We start from the raw sequence: 19,012 nt of genomic DNA, 5'->3' as shown, positions 1-19,012 counted from the left end.
TTTACTCTCCCTGCTTTTGCGTAATGGTTCTAAACAGCTTTCTTACGAGTGACGGCTCTTTATATTCCTGCCGAAACACCATGTCCTCCAGCCAATGGACATCGAATTGGCTTTCTTCTATATAATGCTCAATGTCTTGATGCCCCGGCGGATTATACAAGATGATATCAACGCCGAATTTATTTAAAAACAAAAGAGCGGCTGCGTCCGAACGTGTGAGTTCGCCATTTTGTTCGGTATGATATAAAACGAGTTTCGGAACGGTTTGGGCGTAATCAAATGTCTGAATCAATTGCAGCAGCGAGGCGGGCAGGTTCGTCGCCTGGCGGAACAAATAGATAGCGGCATCCCTTGCCTGCTCCCCGGGCAAAGCCTTCAGTCCGGGGTTTCTGCACATGTCAGAAATCACATTGGCGATCGCGCTCTGCACACCTGAAGGCAGATGCTTGTACTGCCAGATGTTGCTCCTTTTCAGCCTGTCCGCGTCAATCGCTCCTTCTTCGTTCAAAACCTGACTGTAGTGATACTGGTAGTTGGCTTTCAGCTCTTCCGTAAACGGAAAACTGCGGATCATATGTGTCTCCTGATAGTCCGCGGCGGTATGGAGTCTGTTCCAATATTCCTTCGTATCTTTGGAAACCCCCATCACCTTCGCAAAAAGGTTCGGAACGGCCACCCGCTCCCTGTCCGCTTTAAATTGCGGCCGGATAAACGCCCGCTCCTTCGCAATGAGAAATAACTCATCATACGTCGTTTTTAAGGTTACGGACTGCGGGGTGTGCTCCCTGAACTGCCAAGGCTTATACATCATGGATTCCTCATGGTTCAGCACATGCTCAATTTCTTTCGTTGACCGGTAGGCCGTCGTGGACGTTCTGTCCGGCTTTTCTTTCGGAAAAGGCTCAAGGCCGCCTGTTGCGGGGAGCTTTATCACAAGACTGAGCTCCTCATCCGGATCAATCATGCTGAACGGATCTTCCGCTGACGGATGAAACAATAGGACATCACAGCCGATCAGCATAAGATAATAGAGAAAATAGAGCTGGCTTTTGGTCGCGTCTCCATACCACACCACCTTCGGCATCTCACGCTCTATATCGGCTTGTTCGAGCCATGGATTCAGGTGGTTCAGCGAAAACTTTGACACATCTAAAAGCACCCGCCTGAAATCGGGATGCTTCAGCCCGTTTTCATGCCGGTCCGCAAAGGTTTCCAAAAGCGTCATAAATGCGGTTCTCAGCCGGCGGTGCATAAGCGGATCAGCATGTTTGGCAAGCAGCCTGCCCCCGTCGAGAAACGCGACAAATCTGGAAACAGAAAGGCCTTTTTCCTTTTGATTGACCGAATGAATGTGCTGCAGCGCCTGAAACGTTTCCGGCGCGATGGTCTTATCCAGTGTCTCGCTCAACACATGAATGTTTTCATGAGAAGACAGCTCGAAAAGCTTATTGTAGTACTCCGTCTCATCATAAGGAGTGCCTAGAATCCGGACGGCTAGACGGGTAAACGCCAGCCCGTTTTCCCGCTCGTAACCGGGGCGTTCCGGAAGCGGCTGCATCAGAAACGTTTCCCAGTCATCGTTTTCCGGCTCGGCTTTTCGGATCACCAATTCTTCCTGCCTCATGATCTTCCTCCTTTCTCTTCATGATAATCGGTACAAAAAAGGAAGGAAATCAACTCTCCCTCCTTTTTTGGTTTTATTCTTCTTTAGATGCAGCCGTCTGCTCCTGAACCTGCTTTTGTTTGTTGAAATAGTGGATGATAAACGTCACCACAAACGCAGCGATGATGATTCCGAAGAACACCACGTGCGGCATTTCATAATCAAAAGCGCTCGCCGCCATTTTCACGGCGATAATCCCGATCAGCACGAAAGCTGTGTTTTCAAGCTCAGGGATTTTATCAATTAAAACAAGGAATACTTTTGCGACTGTACGCATCATGAGAATACCGAGCATACCGCCGATCAAAAGCACCCACACTTTTTCCGATACCGCAAACGCGGCCAAAATGCTGTCCACAGAGAAAGCAAGGTCCATCAGTTCCACTGAAACGACAGTGGCCCAGAAAATCCCGAACGTACGGACCATCCATGAATTTTTCTTCATGCCTTCCGTATCGTCATCACCTTCTCCGATCCAGAAATGCTTAATGACGAGCCAAGCCAGGTACAGCGCGCCAAGCACTTTGATCCACCAGAACTTAATGAGCAGCATTCCGATTCCGATAAAGATAAAACGGAAAATATATGCTCCGAACAATCCGTATGTTAATGCTTTCTTCCGCTGTTTTTCCGGCAGATGCCTTACCATAACCGCAAGCACTAACGCATTGTCGGCCGACAGCAGCCCTTCCAGCAGAACCAGAGAACCGATCAGCCCCCATGATACAGGGTCAGTCAGCACCTCACCCCACATTTTCCAATCAAAAAAGGAAGCGTAGGTCGACATAATATGATGTAGAAAATCCAAGTTTTTTCCTCCTATTTAGTAAAACGGTAATTTCCTGCTTACACCTGCAAGCCGTAATTCCGGCAAAGTGATGCCAGACCGCCGGAAAACCCGCTGCCGATGGCGTTAAATTTCCACTCAGCCCCATGGCGGTAAAGCTCACAAACGACAACCGCCGTTTCAATCGAGAAGTCTTCCCCTAAATCGAAACGAAGCAGTTCATTTTGGCTGTTTTCATCGACGACGCGCACGAACGCGTTGGAAACTTGTCCGAAATTTTGGCCGCGCGCTTCCGCATCATGAATCGTGACGGTAATACCGATCTTTTCAATATTTGCGGGTATTTTTGAGAAGTCGACGATAATTTGTTCATCGTCTCCCTCGCCCTCGCCCGTCCGGTTGTCTCCCGTATGGATGACGCCGCCGCTCGGGTGTTCCAGGTTATTGTAGAAAACAAAATCAAGATCATTTACACAGTTGTCATGGGCATCGACCAGAAAAGCCGACGCGTCAAGGTCAAAGTCATGCCCTCCGGAGTACTTGTTCGTATCCCAGCCTAAGCCGATCACCGCTTTTGTAAGGCCGGGGTTCGTTTTTGTCAGATCAACACGCTGTCCTTTCGCCAATTGAATAGCCATGTGCCGTCTCTCCCTTCTGTGTTTGATATGGTTCAGCCGATTTGCAGACCGTAATCTGTCGCAATACGGGCCAGTCCGCCTTGATAGCCTGATCCGATCGCGGAAAATTTCCATTCGCCGTTATGTCTGTAAAGCTCCCCTGCGATAATGGCTGTTTCAATTGAGAAATCTTCAGCCAGATCGTAGCGGATCAGCTCTTCATTTGTTTCTTCATTGACAATGCGTACAAACGCGTTGGAAACTTGTCCGAAGTTTTGGCCGCGCGCTTCCGCTTCATGAATCGTGATGACAAATGAAATTTTATCAATAGCGGCAGGCACTGCGCTCAGGTTGACTCTTACGCTTTCATCATCGCCCTCGCCCTGGCCTGTCAGGTTGTCGCCTGAATGTGCGACAGAGCCGTTTCCGCCTTCAAGCTGATTGTAGAAAATGAAATCATCGGGCGACGCGCATCTTCCTGCTTCATTTAATAGAAAGACGCTGGAATCTAAATCAAAATCATGTCCGCCGTCGTATTTGTTTGTATCCCAGCCAAGGCCGACAACGACTTTAGTAAGCCCCGGATTTGTTTTAGTCAAATCTACTTTTTGTCCTTTTGCCAATGAAATTGCCATGTGTGCACTCTCCTTTTTTTCGTTTAGGCGTATCGGTTAACGATATCGCCGATTTTCGTATCGTTTGTGCCTTCACCTACCGCAGCGAATTTCCACTCGCCGTCCTCGCGGTAGATTTCAGCCGCGATCAGGCTCGTTCTGCCTGAATAGTTATCTCTTAAATTGTAAGTCACCAGTTCTTCGCGGTTAGCCTGATCAACGACGCGGATGAACGCGTTTTGAATCATGCCGAAGTCCTGTTTTCGTCTGACGCAGTCGTAAATATTGACGACAAACACAAGTTTATTAATCTGAGCGGGCACTTTCGCCAAATCGATGAGAATTTGTTCATCATCGCCGTCGCCTTCTCCCGTCAGGTTGTCACCCGTGTGTACGACACCGCCGCATCGGCTTTTCAGATTGCCGAAATAGATGACGTTTTTACTGTCTGTCATTTTATCATTTTCAAGCATCAGTACGGAAGCGTCACAGTCGATATTGGCACCGCCTCCGCCGAACAGTTTTCCGAAAAAGCCTCCGGATGATACAGGGTCCCAGCCGAGTCCGACCAGCAGTTTTGACAGGCCGGCTTTTCCTTTTGTTAAATCAATCCGCTGGCCTTTTTGTAAAGAGATCGCCATATGATTCACTCCTATTCTGTAAGGGTGCCGCTAAGCACGCCGCAAGTGCGCATTTTCACAAAATGTCGGGACATGAATCCCGGTATTTATTAAGATATACGTCTTTTATTATATCAAAGTTTCATAAAACATAAGAATTTTTGACGAAAATCGGCGAAAAATCACTTCCTATATTCTCCTTCGTTCCGGAGAGAATAGAAAAAACAAAGAAATTGACGGGGACTGAACATTTTTCCTATCCTTGTATCAAAACATGTCAGGAAAGGGGCAGACGAGTGATTGATTTAAGCATACTTGATCAGGCGCCAGTATCCAAAGGAAAAGGGCCGCACGAGACGCTCCGCCATTCCGCAGAGCTCGCCCGCCTCAGCGAAGGATGGGGCTATAAGCGGTACTGGTTTGCCGAGCATCACGGCACAAGAGGGCTCGCAAGCGTTTCGCCGGAAATTATGATCGCTCATACCGCCGCAGCCACAACGACTATCCGGGTCGGCTCAGGCGGCGTTCTGCTGCCGCAGTACAGCCCCTATAAAGTCGCGGAAACATTCCGCCAGCTTGAGGCGCTCCATCCGAACCGGATTGATCTTGGGGTCGGACGCTCACCGGGCGGCACGACGAAAATCCGGCTCGCCCTCACAGACGGGGTAAAGAAAAGCATGACCGAGTTCAACAGGCAGCTTCAGAATTTGTCATCCTTTTTGACAGATTCCGTTCCCTCGGACCATGCTTATGCCGGAATAAAAACAGCGCCTTTGATTGAAACAGCCCCGCAGCTTTGGGTGCTCGGCCTCGGGGAAAACAGCGCCAGGCGCGCCGCTCTTCAGGGTGCGGGTTATGTCTTCGGCCATTTCATTAATCCGGAACGCGGGGAAAAAGCTTTTCAGATCTATCGGGACCATTTCCGGGCCTCCGCCCATTTCTCCGCTCCCGCCTCGCTCTGTGCCATTTTCGTCATATGCGCGGCTACGGATGAGAAAGCGGAAGAACTCGCGTTAAGCCAGGATTTATGGCTGCTTCGTGTCGGGAAAGGTGCCGACAGCCGCGTGCCGAGTGTGGAAGAAGCAAAGGCTTACCCGTATTCGCCGGAGGACCGTAAGCAGATTGAAGAAAACAGGAAGCGGATGGTGATCGGCTCTCCTGCCGCAGTCAAACGCCGTCTGCTTGAACTTTCCGAACGTTATCAGACAAAAGAGATGATGGTGCTGTGCAACGTCTTTGATTTCGAAGCAAAAAAAGAGTCATATGAACGTCTCGCTGATTTATTTCTGTAAAAAAAGCCGTCAAACGGAGCAGCAGATGAACCTGCTGCCCCGCTTAACGGCGGTTTTTTCGTTCTTTTCCTTTTTTAAACGCATTCCAAATCCCCTGCAGCGTAAAGCCAAGCAGAAGCAGAATGATTAACAGTAAAGTGATTGAAGGCCCCGGAGGCGTTCCGAGCTGGTATGAAGACGTCAGCCCCGTGAACACACTGAACAGAGATATGGCAATGGCGGCCGTAAACACCCATTTAAATCCTTTGGCGATACGGATCGCAAAAGCCGCGGGCAATACGAGGAGCGCGGAAACAAGCAGCACGCCGATAATCGGAATAATGACCGAAATCGCAAGCCCCGTCACGATGCTGAAAGACATTGACAGAAGATTGGTATTAATGCCGGATGTCTTCGCCGTCGCTTCATCAAAGGTAAGCAGATAGAGCGGTCTGTTTAAAATAATGAAATAAAGCAGGATCAGCAGGGTAATTCCGCCGATAATATAGACTTGCTGCTGGCTGACCGTCACAAGCGATCCAAATAAATATTGATCGATGCTCATCGACGCGCCGCCTTTTGACAGGCTGATCAGAAACATCGCAAACGACAGCCCGGCCGCCATTAAGATTGCGATGGATACCTCAGAATATGTACGGTATGCCCGCCGCATATATTCGATGCCGATGGCCCCGATCGTGACGACAACGATGCTCGCCGCCGTAATATTGGTACTGAGAAAAAAACCGATGGCGACGCCCGACAATGAAATATGAGACAGCGTATCCGCCATCAGCGCCTGTCTTCTCAGCACGAGATATACGCCTAATATCGGCGCCATAATTCCGATCATGCTTCCCGCTAGAAAAGCTCGTCGCATGAATTCCAAGTCAAACATTTCCATCCGCCTTTTTCCCCCCTCTCAAGCCGTATGACTTTATCCAAATACTGCTGTACTTCGTTTTGTTCGTGTGTCACCATGACGACGGTGCGGTTGTGATTTTTCACCTGATGGTGCATAAATTCGTAGAAGCCCTGTCTGCTTTCATAGTCAACCGCTGTTGTCGGCTCATCAAGCATCAGCAGATCCGGATTGCTCGCAAGCATTCTCGCAATGCAGATTTTCTGCTTCTGTCCGCCGGATAAGTCGCCGATTTTCCGATTGCGGAAATCCCACATCTCCACCATCTTCAGCGCGTTTTCTACTTCGTGATGATCCGTTTCGTTCAATCGTTTAAACCATTTTCCCTTCGTATAACGGCCGGATTGCACAAGCTCAAGAACCGTGCTCGGGAACCCCGCGTTAAATGAAGAAATCTGCTGCGGAACATAGCCGATTGTCAGGCGGTTTCCGGCTGCGTTTTTTTTACTGATCTCGGCCGTTCCTTCCCAAGGTCTGAGCATGCCGAGCATGACTTTCATGAGCGTCGATTTTGACGCGCCGTTCGGCCCTGTAATGCCGACGAATTCGCCGCTTTTGATTTCCAGCGACACGCCGTCAAGCACCGGTGTATGCGAATAACCAAAAACGATATCTTTTAATGTAACGAGATTCATGCTGACCTTCCTTTCCCGCATAGAAATAGTGTGCACCCTGCGGCGCACACTATGTTATTTAACCAATAGTGAATCTTTCAGTGCATCGAGGTTTTTCTCCATAATGTCGATATATCCGATGCCTTTATCCCGTTCTTTTTGGCTTAAACCTTCCAGTGTATTGAGCACTTCCGTTTTCGCGCCGATTTCACCGGCAAGTGTATCTGCAACTTTAGGCGATGCGACTTCTTCAAAGTAGATGATCTTCACATCATGCTGTTTGGCAAACGTTTTGAGATCTGCCAGTTTGGCCGCACTCGGCTCTTCTTCAGGAGAAAGGCCTGCAATCGCGACCTGTTTCAAGCCGTACTCTTTAGCGAGATAGCTGAACGCCGCATGCTGTGTGATCAATTCTTTTTTCGCCGCTTTATTTAATGTTGTACGGTATAGTTTATCAAGATCCTTCAGTTTTGCAATATATTCTTTACTATTTTTCTCATAGTATGCCTTATTCTTCGGGTCCTGTTTTACGATCTGCTCCGTAATGGTTTTGACCTCTTTTTGCGCAAGAACCGGGCTCAGCCAGACGTGAGGGTCCATGCTGCGGTCATGACCGCCGTGTTCATGCTCTTCTTCCTCTTCATCCGAGCCTTTGAGCAGGTCAATTCCTTTTGACGCCTTTACAAACTTCGCATGATCAGAACTCATGCTTTTTTCCGCTGACGGAACCCATGTCTCCATATATTCGCTGTTGTATACGAAAAGATCGGCGTTTTGAATGCCGGCGATATCCTTCGGCGTCGGCTCCCAATCATGGGGTTCGACCGAAGACGGGATGAGAATGTCTACATCGCCTTTGTCTTTTACAATTTGTTTTGTGAATTCGTACATAGGATAAAAGGTCGTCACGACGTGCAGTTTGCCGTTTTTCGAAGAACCTGACGAACCTTTTGAAGATGAATTGCCGCAGCCCGCCGCAATTAAAAAACATGCCGCAATGACGATGATTCCGCTCCATTTTTTAAACAAGCCGTTTCCCCCTGTTCTGCAAATCAGAATGATGACGATTTCCGAATCGTACTTTCTCGCTCATTTGTTACCTTTACCATAATAAAACGAAGTAATTACGTTTTGCAAGATATTTTTTCTAAATTGATATCCGATTTACCTATAAAGCCCCCGTCAGGTAAGGACAGGGGGGTCTAACTCTTAGCAGGCCAGCAGATAGACTCTTGTTTCATAAGGGCGGAATGTGATGCGGGATTCCGCGCCGCCGCCATTTTCATAGTTGCTGAGAAGAAGCTCGGCGCTTTCAGGTTTGGAGCCATCCGGCCAATAAAAAACGGCTTCTTCTTTCGATACGTTGCTGATGGAGATGAGTTTTTGTCCGTTTGCCTGTCTTTCATACACAAACAGCTGCGGGTCATCAGGAAGCAGCAGCGTGTAGCTGCCTTTTATGACATCAGCATACTGTTTTCGCAGGCGGATCAGTTTTTTGTAAAAGTTCAATACAGAATCGGGATCATCCTGAGCCTCGGCTGCATTGACGGTTTTGTAATTGGGATTGACCTTCAGCCACGGTTCTCCCTTTGTAAACCCGGCATTCTTGCTGCCGTCCCACTGCATCGGTGTACGGGCATGGTCACGGCTTTTCGCCATAATGGACGCCATGACTTCTTCTCTGTCACAGCCCATTTCAAATACCCTTTTGTGATACATATTGACGGTCTGAATATCCTGATAATCCTCAATTCTGTCAAACGGGGCGTTTGTCATGCCGAGTTCTTCTCCCTGATAAATGTATGGCGTGCCTTTCATGAAATAAAGAAGGGCGGCAAGCATTTTGGCTGATGCCTTTCGGTATTTGCCTTCGTCTCCGAAGCGGGATACGATCCGGGGCTGGTCATGATTGCACCAATACAGCGTATTCCAGCCCTGATGTTCAAGTGTTTTCTGCCAGTCTGTGAGCACTTTCTTCAAATCGGTCAGCTCAAGCGGCTTTACATCCCAATGCTCTTGGCCCGGCTTCTGATCAAGCTCCATATGCTGAAAATGAAAAATCATATTCAGCTCATGCTCATCGGTTCCCGTATAAACGAGCCCCTCCTCAGGCGTCACTGATCCGGCCTCGCCGACCGACATCACGTCATATTTGGAAAATACCTCTTTCGTCATTTCTTTTAAATAATCATGTATCCGTGCTCCGTTTGGCCGGAAAGGCTTCGGATCGGCCCGGCGAGCGATATAATCTTCATACGGCGGCAAGTATTCTTTTTTGGACAGAAAATGGAGCTGGTCTATACGCAAGCCGTCCACGCCTTTATCGAGCCAGAATCTCATCATCTCGTACACGGATTGCCGCATTTCGGGATTTTCCCAATTCAGATCGGCTTGTTTGACGGCGTTCATATGCAGATAATATTCGCCCGTATGTTCTTCGTACTGCCAGACGGATTGTCCGTAAGCCGACACCCAATCGGTCGGCGGGCCGTCCGCGGTGCCCGGCCGCCAAATATAATAATCGCGGTATTTGCTGTCGGGATTCATTTCCGCCTCTTTGAACCAAGGATGCTCTGTGGATGTATGATTTAAGACGAAGTCCATCACAAGCTTTAATCCTCGGCTGCGGCATTCCCTCAATAGATCGTGAAAATCCTCCATCGTTCCGTATGATTCCATAATCGCTTGGTGATCTGTCACATCGTAGCCGTTGTCAACGTTTGGCGACGGGTAAATCGGGCAGATCCATATCACATCGGCGCCAAGCTCTTTTATATAATCGAGACGCGCGATAATTCCCCGCAAGTCGCCTATGCCGTCACCGTTCGTGTCTTGAAAGCTCCGCGGGTAGATTTGGTAGACAACGGCGTCTTTCCACCAGTCATTCGGCATCTTGGAGTCCTCCTGTTTTTTAGAGAACCATTTCCTTTATGATCCTTACCTAAACAAAAAAGAGAAGGTTTCCCCTCCTCTTTTATCTTTCCAGCTGAGACGGATAAAGCGTCATGCCTCCGTCGACGAAAAGTGTCGTTCCGGTCACGTAACTTGCTTCCTCAGACACCATCCAAGCGGCGGCGGCTGCGACTTCTTCCGGTTTTCCGAAGGCGTTCATCGGAATTTTTTTCAGCTGGGCCTGTTTATGTGTTTCATCTTCCAGATCCTTATTAGACTCCGTGGCGATCGTTCCGGGAGCGATGGCATTGACCCGGATGCCTTTGTCTGCGTAATTGAGCGCCATCGTTTCCGTCATCATTTTGATCCCGCCTTTGGATGCTGAGTACTGCACGTTTTCAGGGCGGGATATTTGCTGATGGACGCTCGATATGTTTAAGACCGTTCCTTTTTTCCCGCGATCGAGCATATGTTTAAGGGCCGCTTTCGCCCCCAAAAAGGTGCCGGTCACGTTGACGTCGATGACCTTTTGCCAATCCTCCAGGCTCATTTCATGGGGCATCGCTTCGGCACCGTTAAAGCCGGAATTGTTGACCATCACGTCCACTCCGCCGAAATGCTCCTGTGCGGCATCAAACAGCGCCTGAATCTCTTTCTCTGAGGATACATCGGCTTTTACGGTGACGGCTCTGCCTCCCGCTTTCTCAATCAGGGCCGCCGTTTCATCTGCTCCGGCAGCATCACCGAGGTAGTTTACAACCACATTCATCCGCTCCTTGCCGAAGCGTTCGGCAATGGCTTTTCCGATTCCTTTCGAAGAACCTGTTACAATCGCCGTTTTTTCCTGTAAATCCTGATACATTGTCTCTTTTCCTCCCTGATGTTGATACAGGGCATGTACCCGGTTTTGATCGGCTGAAAACAGAAGGAATCATAAAAAGAACGATGAGACCGAAGCTCCACCGTTCATTTTCATTATGCGTAGTTGTTCATCTGCAGCCTTTTTTGCACGCCGACAAGCCGGCTGAAAAAATAAGATGCCGCTTTGTAGTTCCCCCGTTTATGGAAGAAATGGGCCGCATCCTGAAGCAGCTCCTCCGTGTCAGCCAACAGTTCCTTAGATTCCAGAATATCAAAATACTCTTTGAGCGAGTCCTGCCCGCCTTCCCCCTGATAAAGCTCTTTAATCAGACGGAATTTTGTCATATAGATCTCATCTTCCCACTCCGCCGCGCTTTTCATGCCCCGTGCGCAGCTGGCGGCGGCTTCACTGTATTTTTCCATTTTAAAGTATATATGTGTGAGTGAAAAAACAGCCTGAATGACCTGTTGGAAGCTGTGCGCTTCAAAGCCGGCAGCCGCACGTTCAAAGTCATCCGCCGCCTTGCAAAAGTCACCCAGACTGTACATACAGTGCCCGATATTATAATAGGCCGCAGCAATCATATACTGATCATCAAGCCGCTCCGCGTGCTCCAAGGCGCATTCAAGGTATTCCAGCGCTTTTTTATGCTGCTGGGCGTCCATCAAATTTCCGGCAATGATAAACTTGCACTGCACCCTTCTCATTCCGTATAATTCATATTTCTTGTAAATATCAAGCGCCTGTCCCGCGTAATTCATCGAAAAGAAAGTCTGCTTGATATGATAGTACACTTCAGAAATTTTATACAAAAACTCGGCTTTCTCTATGTCATCTTCCACATATTCAAGCTTTTCCTCAGCCCGTTTGTAATGAGAAATCGCTGAGATGAAGTTTTTCTGCTTAAATTCATACATTCCTCTGAAATAGTAAAAATAGTATTCCAGTAAACCGGTCAGCTTTTGCTGGTTCATCTCAATCTCAGTGAGCATTTCAGAGAACGGAGGCCGGCCGTCGCAGTCTTTCATGGGTTTTAATTTATCCAGCATGATGCGGTGCCGAAATTCCATCAATGAAAAATACAATAATAAGTCCTGGTTCTCTTCCATATCTTCGAGTTCATATTGAATCTCCCGCTTCAGCGCTTCAGCTTTATCGGCTTCAAACGCGCGGATCAGCTTATACCATTCATTCATCTTTACGGCTACTTCTTCAGATGGAATCTTGGATTTCATAGATTTGCCTCCTTCCTCCGGCTACTAATTATGTTATATTTTATCATAGCAAATTTATAACAGTGAGCAAACAAAGATTTTAACCAATTAAAGAAAGAGAGTATTCCGCCATGAGATTACCAGCCAGAATAGCGCTGATTTTCATCCTCTTCTTTTCCGCAGACCTATGTTTTTCCTATGTGCAGAAAGAACTGAGGCCGCAAACGGCATTACAGGAAAGAGATATACCAAGCGATCTTCATCCGCTCGTTAAACAGAATGCGCAGTTATTGCAGACGGCCGCACTGAAAAAAGGCATCACCGTCGTTATCACAGAGGGTTTCAGATCAATTGAGGAACAAAACGAATTGTACCGTCAAGGACGTTCAAAAAAAGGAAACATCGTCACCTACGCAAAAGGCGGAGAATCATACCACAATTACGGCCTTGCCATCGACTTCGCCCTGCAGAAAAAGGATGGCAGCCTGATTTGGGATATGACGTACGACGGAAACCGAAACGGCACGCCCGATTGGCTTGAGGTCGTATCGATTGCCAAAACGATCGGTTTTGATTGGGGAGGCGATTGGAGAGGCTTTAAAGATTATCCTCATTTACAAATGATCCCTGGCTAATAAAACCTTTTCTTTTTTCGCTTTTGCGCATCAATATACGGAGGATATACAGGCCTGTACACAAGCTTATACCCTTCACTGCCGGACGGCGTAAAATCGCGCTGCCATTCCAGCTGCAGATGGAAATCAGATAAAAAAGCGGCCTTTGCTTCTTCAAGGGAAACGGCCGGCACCGGATTGATCCGCTCCAGCTGCTCCGGATCAATATCAGGCGCCATGTAAGCTTCCACAAGCCCGGTTACGGGACTGACAATGATCCTCGCAGCGCCGAAACGGAGCGGAATATCCCGATACCATACGGAAAAATGGAAGCGGAACCGGCCCCTGCCGTCCGTCTTCAGCGGGTTCATTTTAAAAAACTCGTCCGCTCTCGGATAAAGCTTGTATAAAAACTGAAGTGCGACCTCCTCACACTCTTCTGCTGAATAAACGGCCGGGCCCGCATGCTCAATAAAAGATTTAAAGGCCGTCATTTTCCCTGTCTTTTTGTCTGTTTTCATCTTCATTGTATTTTTGTTGCTGCTTTCAAAATAGCTTTCTATACTCAAATCTTTCCGTTCCGGAACTGACCCTTTCCGCCATGTCGTTCCGATCTCATCACCGAGGCCGCGGCGGCGCGTCTGAATCATATCCGCGGTAAACCCCATCAATTCATAGATGCTGGCTTCCCCTTTATGTTTAAGCGCGGGAAGCGTTTTTGCCGGTTCGTTTCTGTCTTCGCAAAGCGGCTGATCCGGAACGATTTCATCTTCTCCGGCAGGATAGCTGTAGGCCGGCAGGATCGGTTCATAGACGAGACGCGGCGTTTTCTCAAAATTGACAACGTCATAGACGAGACTGAAGGACAGCCCGCTCATATAATGCGAGATCACTTTCTCCTGATCGACGAATGTTTCCGGGACGGGCGCTTCACCCTTATCCCCATAATAGATAAACTGCACGACGAAGCCGCTCTCGGTTACATCAACGAAAAAACCCGAAGCGGGAAGCGGCCTGCCGAACACTTTTTTTGTATAGTTAAAACGGATGCACCCATTGCGTTCTTCCCTCGCCTGAAAAGTGAAGTTCATAAAAGTTAGCGGGCGGTGTCTGGCCGCAAACCGAAGAGCCGTCAGCTTTAATTCGGCATCTGACAGCTGAATGTCTGAATCCGGACGGTCATTGCGCGAATATGCAAGCAAAGATCCGTCGCCGCCCAGCTCAATCGTTACCGTTTTGTCCGGATGGTTGCGATCTTTCCATATATAATAGGCTCTCGTTTTTTGTTTTTCATCAAAATCTTCTATTTCAAGCTCATAGTGCGGCGGTATGTTCCCGATCTCCAGCGCTTTTTTTCTCAGATGTTCTTTCAGCAATGGGGTCATCCTTTCAGAAGAGTGTATAAAAAAGAACTGTTTTTTATTATATAAAAACGTCCTTATCCTTTTAAAGGGAAGAAAGTGCCTTTTATGTGTCTATTTTTAGCAAAGAGGGAAAACAGCCGTATTCAAAGCGGCTGTTTTTCATACAAATGTCACGCTTCCCGCGAAAGCACCGGGACGAACGCCTATGACCTTCAGCCTATTAAACTCATAATCGCTTCTCCCGTATGAGCCTCAATAAACCGCGGGAAAACCGGCTTGTATACGAGCCGGTACACATTTCTGCCGCTGTCGTCATCGTAACAGCGATCCCAAGCGAGCTCGGCTTTGATATTCCGGCGGATCGCGTCCTTCGCCTCTTCCATTGTCAATGAAGGAACGGGATCGATATGATCAAGCTCTTTCGGATCAATTTCCGGCGGCATATATACAGTGACAAGACCGGTCTTTTTGCTGACGCAGATTCTCCCTTCTCCGAATCGCAAATCAACGCCGCCCGAACAAGCCTTATATGTAAGTCCCACGTTTTCTCCTTCATCATCCGGTTCATCATATTGAACCCGGAAATACTGATCCGCTTCCGGAAACATGGCGAATAAAAAGCGGATGGCCATGTGATGGCATTCTTCCTCGGAAAACTCCGGTTCGCCTTCACTTTGTATAAATGACATTACCCCGGTGAGCCGGCCCGATTCTTTATCATACCTTGTTTTCAATACATGTTCATTCCGCTCTTTTAACAGACTTTCAAAGCTTTTATCTTCCCGTACGGATTTTGTTTTTTCAGGGCGCCACGCTATGCCGATGCGGCCGTCTCCAAGATCCGTTTCCCTCTCTTTATAAAAACCGTCATGCAGCCCGATCATGTCATTGATGCTCATCTTTTCCGCTTCAGGTGCAGGGCGTGAAATCGGGACATACGGCCGCGTGTCCTCCTCCAGCTCTTCATACTCTTCTATTTCTTTATTCTCTTCCTTCAGGTCAGCCGATATCGGCCGCGTCGGAGACACGATTGCATAGACGAGATGGGGCTTGTCATCCCCCTGCACATAGACGGACTGATGCAGTACGGTGAACAATAGCTCTGCTTCTATTTGTTTGACAAAGTGAGCCAATGCATCCCGCTTGTCCGCAATTGTCCCGGGTCTTAACATCTCATCCGCCCTCCCATGATAAGAAAAGCAGGTTACTTCCCCTGTCACAGCCAGGTCAACGTAAAACCCGGTCATCGGAAGCGGCAGACCGTCAGCCATCTGAACATAGGAATATCTCACATCACCATCATTTACGGAGCTTTTTTTCTCCCATTCGAACTCAGCCAATGCCCCCGGACGGTGGGTTTCTGCAAACGCCCGCATCCGTTCTTCTATGTCCGATTCCGAAAGAGGCGGCAGATCAGTCCGAAAAGCCGGACGGGATAAGGATTTCAGTTTTCCGTCCCCGTCCAATTCGACCATGATGCCGGCTTCCGGATCATTCTTGTCTTCCCACCAAAACAGAACCTCATCTTCCTGGTATTCTTCCACCTTACTCTCGTAGCCTGCAGGTACGTTTCCGATTCTGAGAGCCAGCTGTTTCAATTCTTCTTTTTTCATCATAACACTTCCTTTTCTTCCAAAAAGATTAATGATTACCAAGACTCTTTTAAACAAATCTAGTATAATTAACCTGCCTTTCTTCATGACTATTGAATCAACCATTACAACAACAGGGGGTTAACCAGATGTCCATCAAAAAAATGAGCGCCGTGTTTTTCATTTTGCTTCTCACGGCATTTACTGCCGCATGCAGCAGCGAAACGAGCAGCGGCCAGGAAAGCGGCACGGCAAAAGTGAATATAAAAGATACGGCGTGGGCCGCTTCAGACGATACCGAACATCCGGCCGCGCTTAAAGTAACGGTCACTGTCAAAAATACGGGCAAAGACCCGCTTACCGTCAAAAGCAGCGACTTCTCGCTTTACCAGGATGACGCGAAAACAGCGGCGGCCGATAAGGAAGACCAGATGCAGAGCGGCACGCTTCATGCGGGCAAGACAGTGACGGGCAATCTGTACTTCACGGCTGACGAAGGCAAGTCATATGAATTGGTCTATCAGCCGCAGGCAAAAGACGCGAAGCCTTTATCTTATAAACTGAAAGTCAAAGGCACAGCCTCAAAAGCAAAACCTGAACCGGCGGACGCATTATCCGCATACATTGATGTGATGCTGTACGGCAAGCACAATAAAGATTTCACCCGCCTGACCGGTGTAAATGAAAAAATGACGGCCGCCGCATATCAGGAATCGGCGAAAGCCAGCTTTATCGCTTCAGCAGGCATTTCACAGGAACAGGCCGATTCAAAAGCCATTTCCGCTATTATTGACGCCATGTCATCAGCCCTGCGGGATAACACAGAGCTCAAGGTGCATACCAAATCCATGTCAGGCAAAAAAGCCGTCCTTGAAGCCAATGTGACGCCGCTTGATATGTCTCCGCTTGCGGGCCGGCTGCAAGACCGCGTGCAAGACTATGCCGGAAAGCACCCCGATGCTGATGAAAACGAAATTGTCAGCCACCTGCTTTCTGTCTACCCAGAAGAGTTTATGCGCCTGAAACCGGCTTCTTCTTCAGTGACAAAAGAAATTGAAATGAAGAAAAACTCCCGCGGCCAGTGGTATCTGGATACAGATGCCGATCTGGAAGGATTGACGGAAGCGTTTTTGAAAACGTCCTGACAACAAGAAAGGAAATAGCGCAGGCTATTTCCTTTTTTTATTTTCACTTAAAGATGTCACTGATATATTGAACTTCGTCCTCGGTCAACTGCACATCAAGCGCGTCCAGATTGTGTTTCAGCTGGTCGGGGCGTTTGGCTCCGGGAATGATCGCATCCACCGCAGGCTGCGACAGAAGCCACGCGAGTGCGATATGCGCTGTCTGCACGCCTTTTTCTTCAGCAACGGCCCGCATCTTATCCACTCTCTCCAGGTTTTGGTGAAAAGCTTCTCCCTGAAACGGCGGCCTGTTCTTTCGGCTGTCCTCAAAGACTGTGTCTTTTGTAAACTTTCCCGTCAGCAAGCCGGAAGCAAGCGGGAAATAAGGAATAAAGGAAATGCCGTTCTTTTCACAGTAAGGCAGCAGATCGCGCTCCGCCTCACGCTGAATCAGTGAATATTCCGACTGAAAAACCTCTAAATAGCCGTCCGCGTTAAACTCCTGCAGTTGTCCGAAGCTGAGATTGGACGCGCCGATTGCTCTGATTTTCCCTTCGTCCTTCAGTTCTTTTAACGTACCCGCCACCTCGGACAGCGGTGTTTTTCCGTCAGGGAAGTGAACGTAGTACAGATCAATCACATCTGTTTTCAGCCGCTTCAGGCTTTTTTCCGCCTCACTCCGAAGAAATTCACGGCTGTTGTCCAGTTCGATCTGCCCGTTGACTTCTTTGTGCGCACCCTTTGAAGCAATGACGAGGCTGTCCCGCACGCCGCGCTCTGCGACAACTTCACCGATTAACTCTTCTGAACGCCCCAAACCGTATATAAACGCCGTATCAATAAAATTGACGCCGCCATCCAATGCTGTGCGGATGAGTTCTTTTCCCGTTTCATCATTGAGATTGGGAAACAGATTATGTCCTCCGACCGCATTTGCGCCAAAACCGATACGCTTTACCCGTAAATCCGTCCTGCCCAGCGTACGTGTGTCCTCCATGGCTCAAGTCCCCTTCCTTTTATACCTCTGTTTAGTATTAGATAGACGGTAAGAATTATCCTGCCTGAGAGCCTATCTACAGAAAAAACCTTGAAAAGCGTTTGCCCTTCAAGGTTTTTTTGCCGTGTATTAAGATGTCAGAGCTGCGGCGAAGCGTTCGGCTTCATCCGTGAGAGCACCCTCGATTTCCTTATAGCGGCTGGAAATCGTTGAGGCGCTGACGCCGTACTTCTTCGCCAGCTTCGCTTGAGAAACGGACGCGCCGTTAAGAGAAATGCTGTTCACATAATATTCGACCGCAGCCGCGAAAGCTTCCGGCTTTCTGATCGTCGGTGCTTTTTTGACACAGAACGTTTTCCACAGATCAATAACGGCCGGAACCAGCTCAGCCGGGTATTCATCCCCGCTCAGGCCTTTTTCAATGGCGTCTGCCGTTTCCTTCTCCATGTCGTTGGCCCACTCTGTCTGTTTTTCTTCAGCAGCCTGCTCAGGCTCTTCCGCAGTTCCTAAAAGAGCGGCCAGCACAGTGTCGAAGTTTTCCTCCATAAAGCGCTCAGGCGATTTTCCTTCTGCAAGGGCCGGGGCCGCCGCTTTTTTCACTTTGCTGATCAAAGCTTCGGTCCGCTTCACAGGGAAGATCGTAAATTGCATGAAGAACTCCGCTTTTTCCGCTTCGTGGATCGGATAGCCGAGAATCAGGCTTCCCTCCGGCGGAAGATCCTGCTGGCTGACGTCCATTTCCACTTTGAATTGTTTTTTCGTCATCACATCTTCAAAGTGAATCATTCCTTCTTTCACATCTTCAAGCACCATAACCGCTGGTGTCATGCTTTTCCATGATTCAACGATTTCTCGTGTTTTCGGACGGTTGATGCCGCCGGCTTTTTTCTGAAGGTATTCTTCAAAAATCGTCTTGCCGCCTGCCAGCGGTCGGAAGAAAATGCCCCAGATGCCGAGGTTGAAGACTCCGATGTCTTTTGTCTGTCTGTCCAGCTCCGCAATGAACTCGTGCTGGTTAATAAATGATGATATGCCGTCTCTATGTGCTGTAAAGGCGTACTCCATTAGGCTTTCCTGAATCTGTTTCGCTTCTTTTGCCGCGATGTCTGCCGGAATGGCAGCTGCTTTACTTCCGCAGCATTTTTTATATTTCTTCCCGCTGCCGCATGGGCAAGGGGCATTTCTTTTCACTTTTCCCACAATAAACCCTCCGAATTCTGATATAACTTTATTATTTTAACAAAA

The 19,012-nt window shown here is 48.4% G+C and carries 18 protein-coding genes; 3 read left to right on the top strand and 15 right to left on the bottom strand.

The genetic code is table 11. The features are described from left to right. Position 1: 1 nt before the first annotated feature. From AD710_RS09440 to AD710_RS09420, 5 genes are all read right to left on the bottom strand, one after another. On the bottom strand, positions 2-1,624 hold the full coding sequence (locus AD710_RS09440) for a YceG family protein (protein WP_049627845.1): 1,623 nt from the start codon (positions 1,622-1,624) through the stop codon (positions 2-4). Positions 1,625-1,697: 73 nt separating this feature from the next. Next, positions 1,698-2,471, bottom strand: a complete 774-nt coding sequence (locus AD710_RS09435; protein WP_003156644.1) for a TerC family protein — start codon at positions 2,469-2,471, stop codon at positions 1,698-1,700. 38 nt (positions 2,472-2,509) lie between these two features. After that, the gene (locus AD710_RS09430; protein ID WP_003156645.1) at positions 2,510-3,088 is read right to left on the bottom strand and encodes a TerD family protein; all 579 of its coding nucleotides are present in this window, start codon (positions 3,086-3,088) and stop codon (positions 2,510-2,512) included. A gap of 32 nt (positions 3,089-3,120) precedes the next feature. After that, positions 3,121-3,702: a TerD family protein gene (locus AD710_RS09425; RefSeq protein WP_016936834.1), complete on the bottom strand. Its 582-nt coding sequence runs from the start codon at positions 3,700-3,702 to the stop codon at positions 3,121-3,123. A gap of 23 nt (positions 3,703-3,725) precedes the next feature. Continuing rightward, positions 3,726-4,322: a TerD family protein gene (locus AD710_RS09420; protein ID WP_003156649.1), complete on the bottom strand. Its 597-nt coding sequence runs from the start codon at positions 4,320-4,322 to the stop codon at positions 3,726-3,728. Between the two features lie 275 nt (positions 4,323-4,597). Between AD710_RS09420 and AD710_RS09415 the strand changes: the two genes are divergently transcribed. After that, entirely contained in the window at positions 4,598-5,593 is a 996-nt protein-coding gene (locus AD710_RS09415) for an LLM class flavin-dependent oxidoreductase (RefSeq protein WP_049627844.1), read from the top strand. Between the two features lie 43 nt (positions 5,594-5,636). Here AD710_RS09415 and AD710_RS09410 read toward each other — a convergent pair whose 3' ends face one another. The 6 genes from AD710_RS09410 to AD710_RS09385 all read right to left on the bottom strand — a co-directional run bounded on the left by AD710_RS09410 (position 5,637) and on the right by AD710_RS09385 (position 12,097). After that, on the bottom strand, positions 5,637-6,476 hold the full coding sequence (locus tag AD710_RS09410; protein ID WP_016936837.1) for a metal ABC transporter permease: 840 nt from the start codon (positions 6,474-6,476) through the stop codon (positions 5,637-5,639). Beyond that, on the bottom strand, positions 6,434-7,129 hold the full coding sequence (locus AD710_RS09405; protein WP_045926293.1) for a metal ABC transporter ATP-binding protein: 696 nt from the start codon (positions 7,127-7,129) through the stop codon (positions 6,434-6,436). The genes AD710_RS09410 and AD710_RS09405 overlap by 43 nt, the downstream gene beginning before the upstream one ends. A 54-nt stretch (positions 7,130-7,183) precedes the next feature. Continuing rightward, positions 7,184-8,137: a metal ABC transporter substrate-binding protein gene (locus AD710_RS09400; protein WP_049627843.1), complete on the bottom strand. Its 954-nt coding sequence runs from the start codon at positions 8,135-8,137 to the stop codon at positions 7,184-7,186. A gap of 180 nt (positions 8,138-8,317) precedes the next feature. Beyond that, a complete protein-coding gene (locus tag AD710_RS09395; protein WP_049627842.1) occupies positions 8,318-10,000 on the bottom strand; it encodes a glycoside hydrolase family 13 protein in 1,683 nt (560 codons plus the stop codon). A gap of 82 nt (positions 10,001-10,082) precedes the next feature. Next, positions 10,083-10,862, bottom strand: a complete 780-nt coding sequence (locus AD710_RS09390; RefSeq protein ID WP_049627841.1) for a glucose 1-dehydrogenase — start codon at positions 10,860-10,862, stop codon at positions 10,083-10,085. A 113-nt stretch (positions 10,863-10,975) separates the two neighbouring features. Then, on the bottom strand, positions 10,976-12,097 hold the full coding sequence (locus tag AD710_RS09385; RefSeq protein WP_016936844.1) for a response regulator aspartate phosphatase: 1,122 nt from the start codon (positions 12,095-12,097) through the stop codon (positions 10,976-10,978). 110 nt (positions 12,098-12,207) lie between these two features. On the opposite strand from AD710_RS09385, the gene AD710_RS09380 reads away from it, so the two are divergent. Continuing rightward, a complete protein-coding gene (locus AD710_RS09380) occupies positions 12,208-12,711 on the top strand; it encodes a peptidoglycan L-alanyl-D-glutamate endopeptidase CwlK (protein WP_049627840.1) in 504 nt (167 codons plus the stop codon). Here the strand turns inward: AD710_RS09380 and AD710_RS09375 are convergent. Together AD710_RS09375 and AD710_RS09370 are read right to left on the bottom strand one after the other, a co-directional pair. After that, entirely contained in the window at positions 12,708-14,066 is a 1,359-nt protein-coding gene (locus AD710_RS09375; protein WP_049627839.1) for a YcdB/YcdC domain-containing protein, read from the bottom strand. The two genes, AD710_RS09380 and AD710_RS09375, sit on opposite strands and share 4 nt — an antisense overlap. Positions 14,067-14,266: 200 nt before the next feature. Continuing rightward, complete coding sequence (locus tag AD710_RS09370; protein ID WP_049627838.1) at positions 14,267-15,667, bottom strand: YcdB/YcdC domain-containing protein; 1,401 nt, start codon at positions 15,665-15,667, stop codon at positions 14,267-14,269. A gap of 128 nt (positions 15,668-15,795) precedes the next feature. On the opposite strand from AD710_RS09370, the gene AD710_RS09365 reads away from it, so the two are divergent. After that, positions 15,796-16,791, top strand: a complete 996-nt coding sequence (locus tag AD710_RS09365) for a DUF5105 domain-containing protein (RefSeq protein ID WP_049627837.1) — start codon at positions 15,796-15,798, stop codon at positions 16,789-16,791. Between the two features lie 43 nt (positions 16,792-16,834). On the opposite strand, the gene AD710_RS09360 is transcribed toward AD710_RS09365, so the two are convergent. Together AD710_RS09360 and AD710_RS09355 are read right to left on the bottom strand one after the other, a co-directional pair. Continuing rightward, a complete protein-coding gene (locus AD710_RS09360; protein ID WP_049627836.1) occupies positions 16,835-17,767 on the bottom strand; it encodes an aldo/keto reductase in 933 nt (310 codons plus the stop codon). Positions 17,768-17,896: 129 nt separating this feature from the next. After that, the gene (locus AD710_RS09355; protein ID WP_016936850.1) at positions 17,897-18,967 is read right to left on the bottom strand and encodes a helix-turn-helix domain-containing protein; all 1,071 of its coding nucleotides are present in this window, start codon (positions 18,965-18,967) and stop codon (positions 17,897-17,899) included. Between the last annotated feature and the right edge of the window lie 45 nt (positions 18,968-19,012).

This window comes from Bacillus sp. JFL15 (assembly GCF_001184225.1).
In the GTDB taxonomy this organism is placed as follows: domain Bacteria; phylum Bacillota; class Bacilli; order Bacillales; family Bacillaceae; genus Bacillus; species Bacillus siamensis.
Note: the sequence above shows the minus strand (reverse complement) of the source record. Positions and strands in the feature narration are given on the sequence as shown.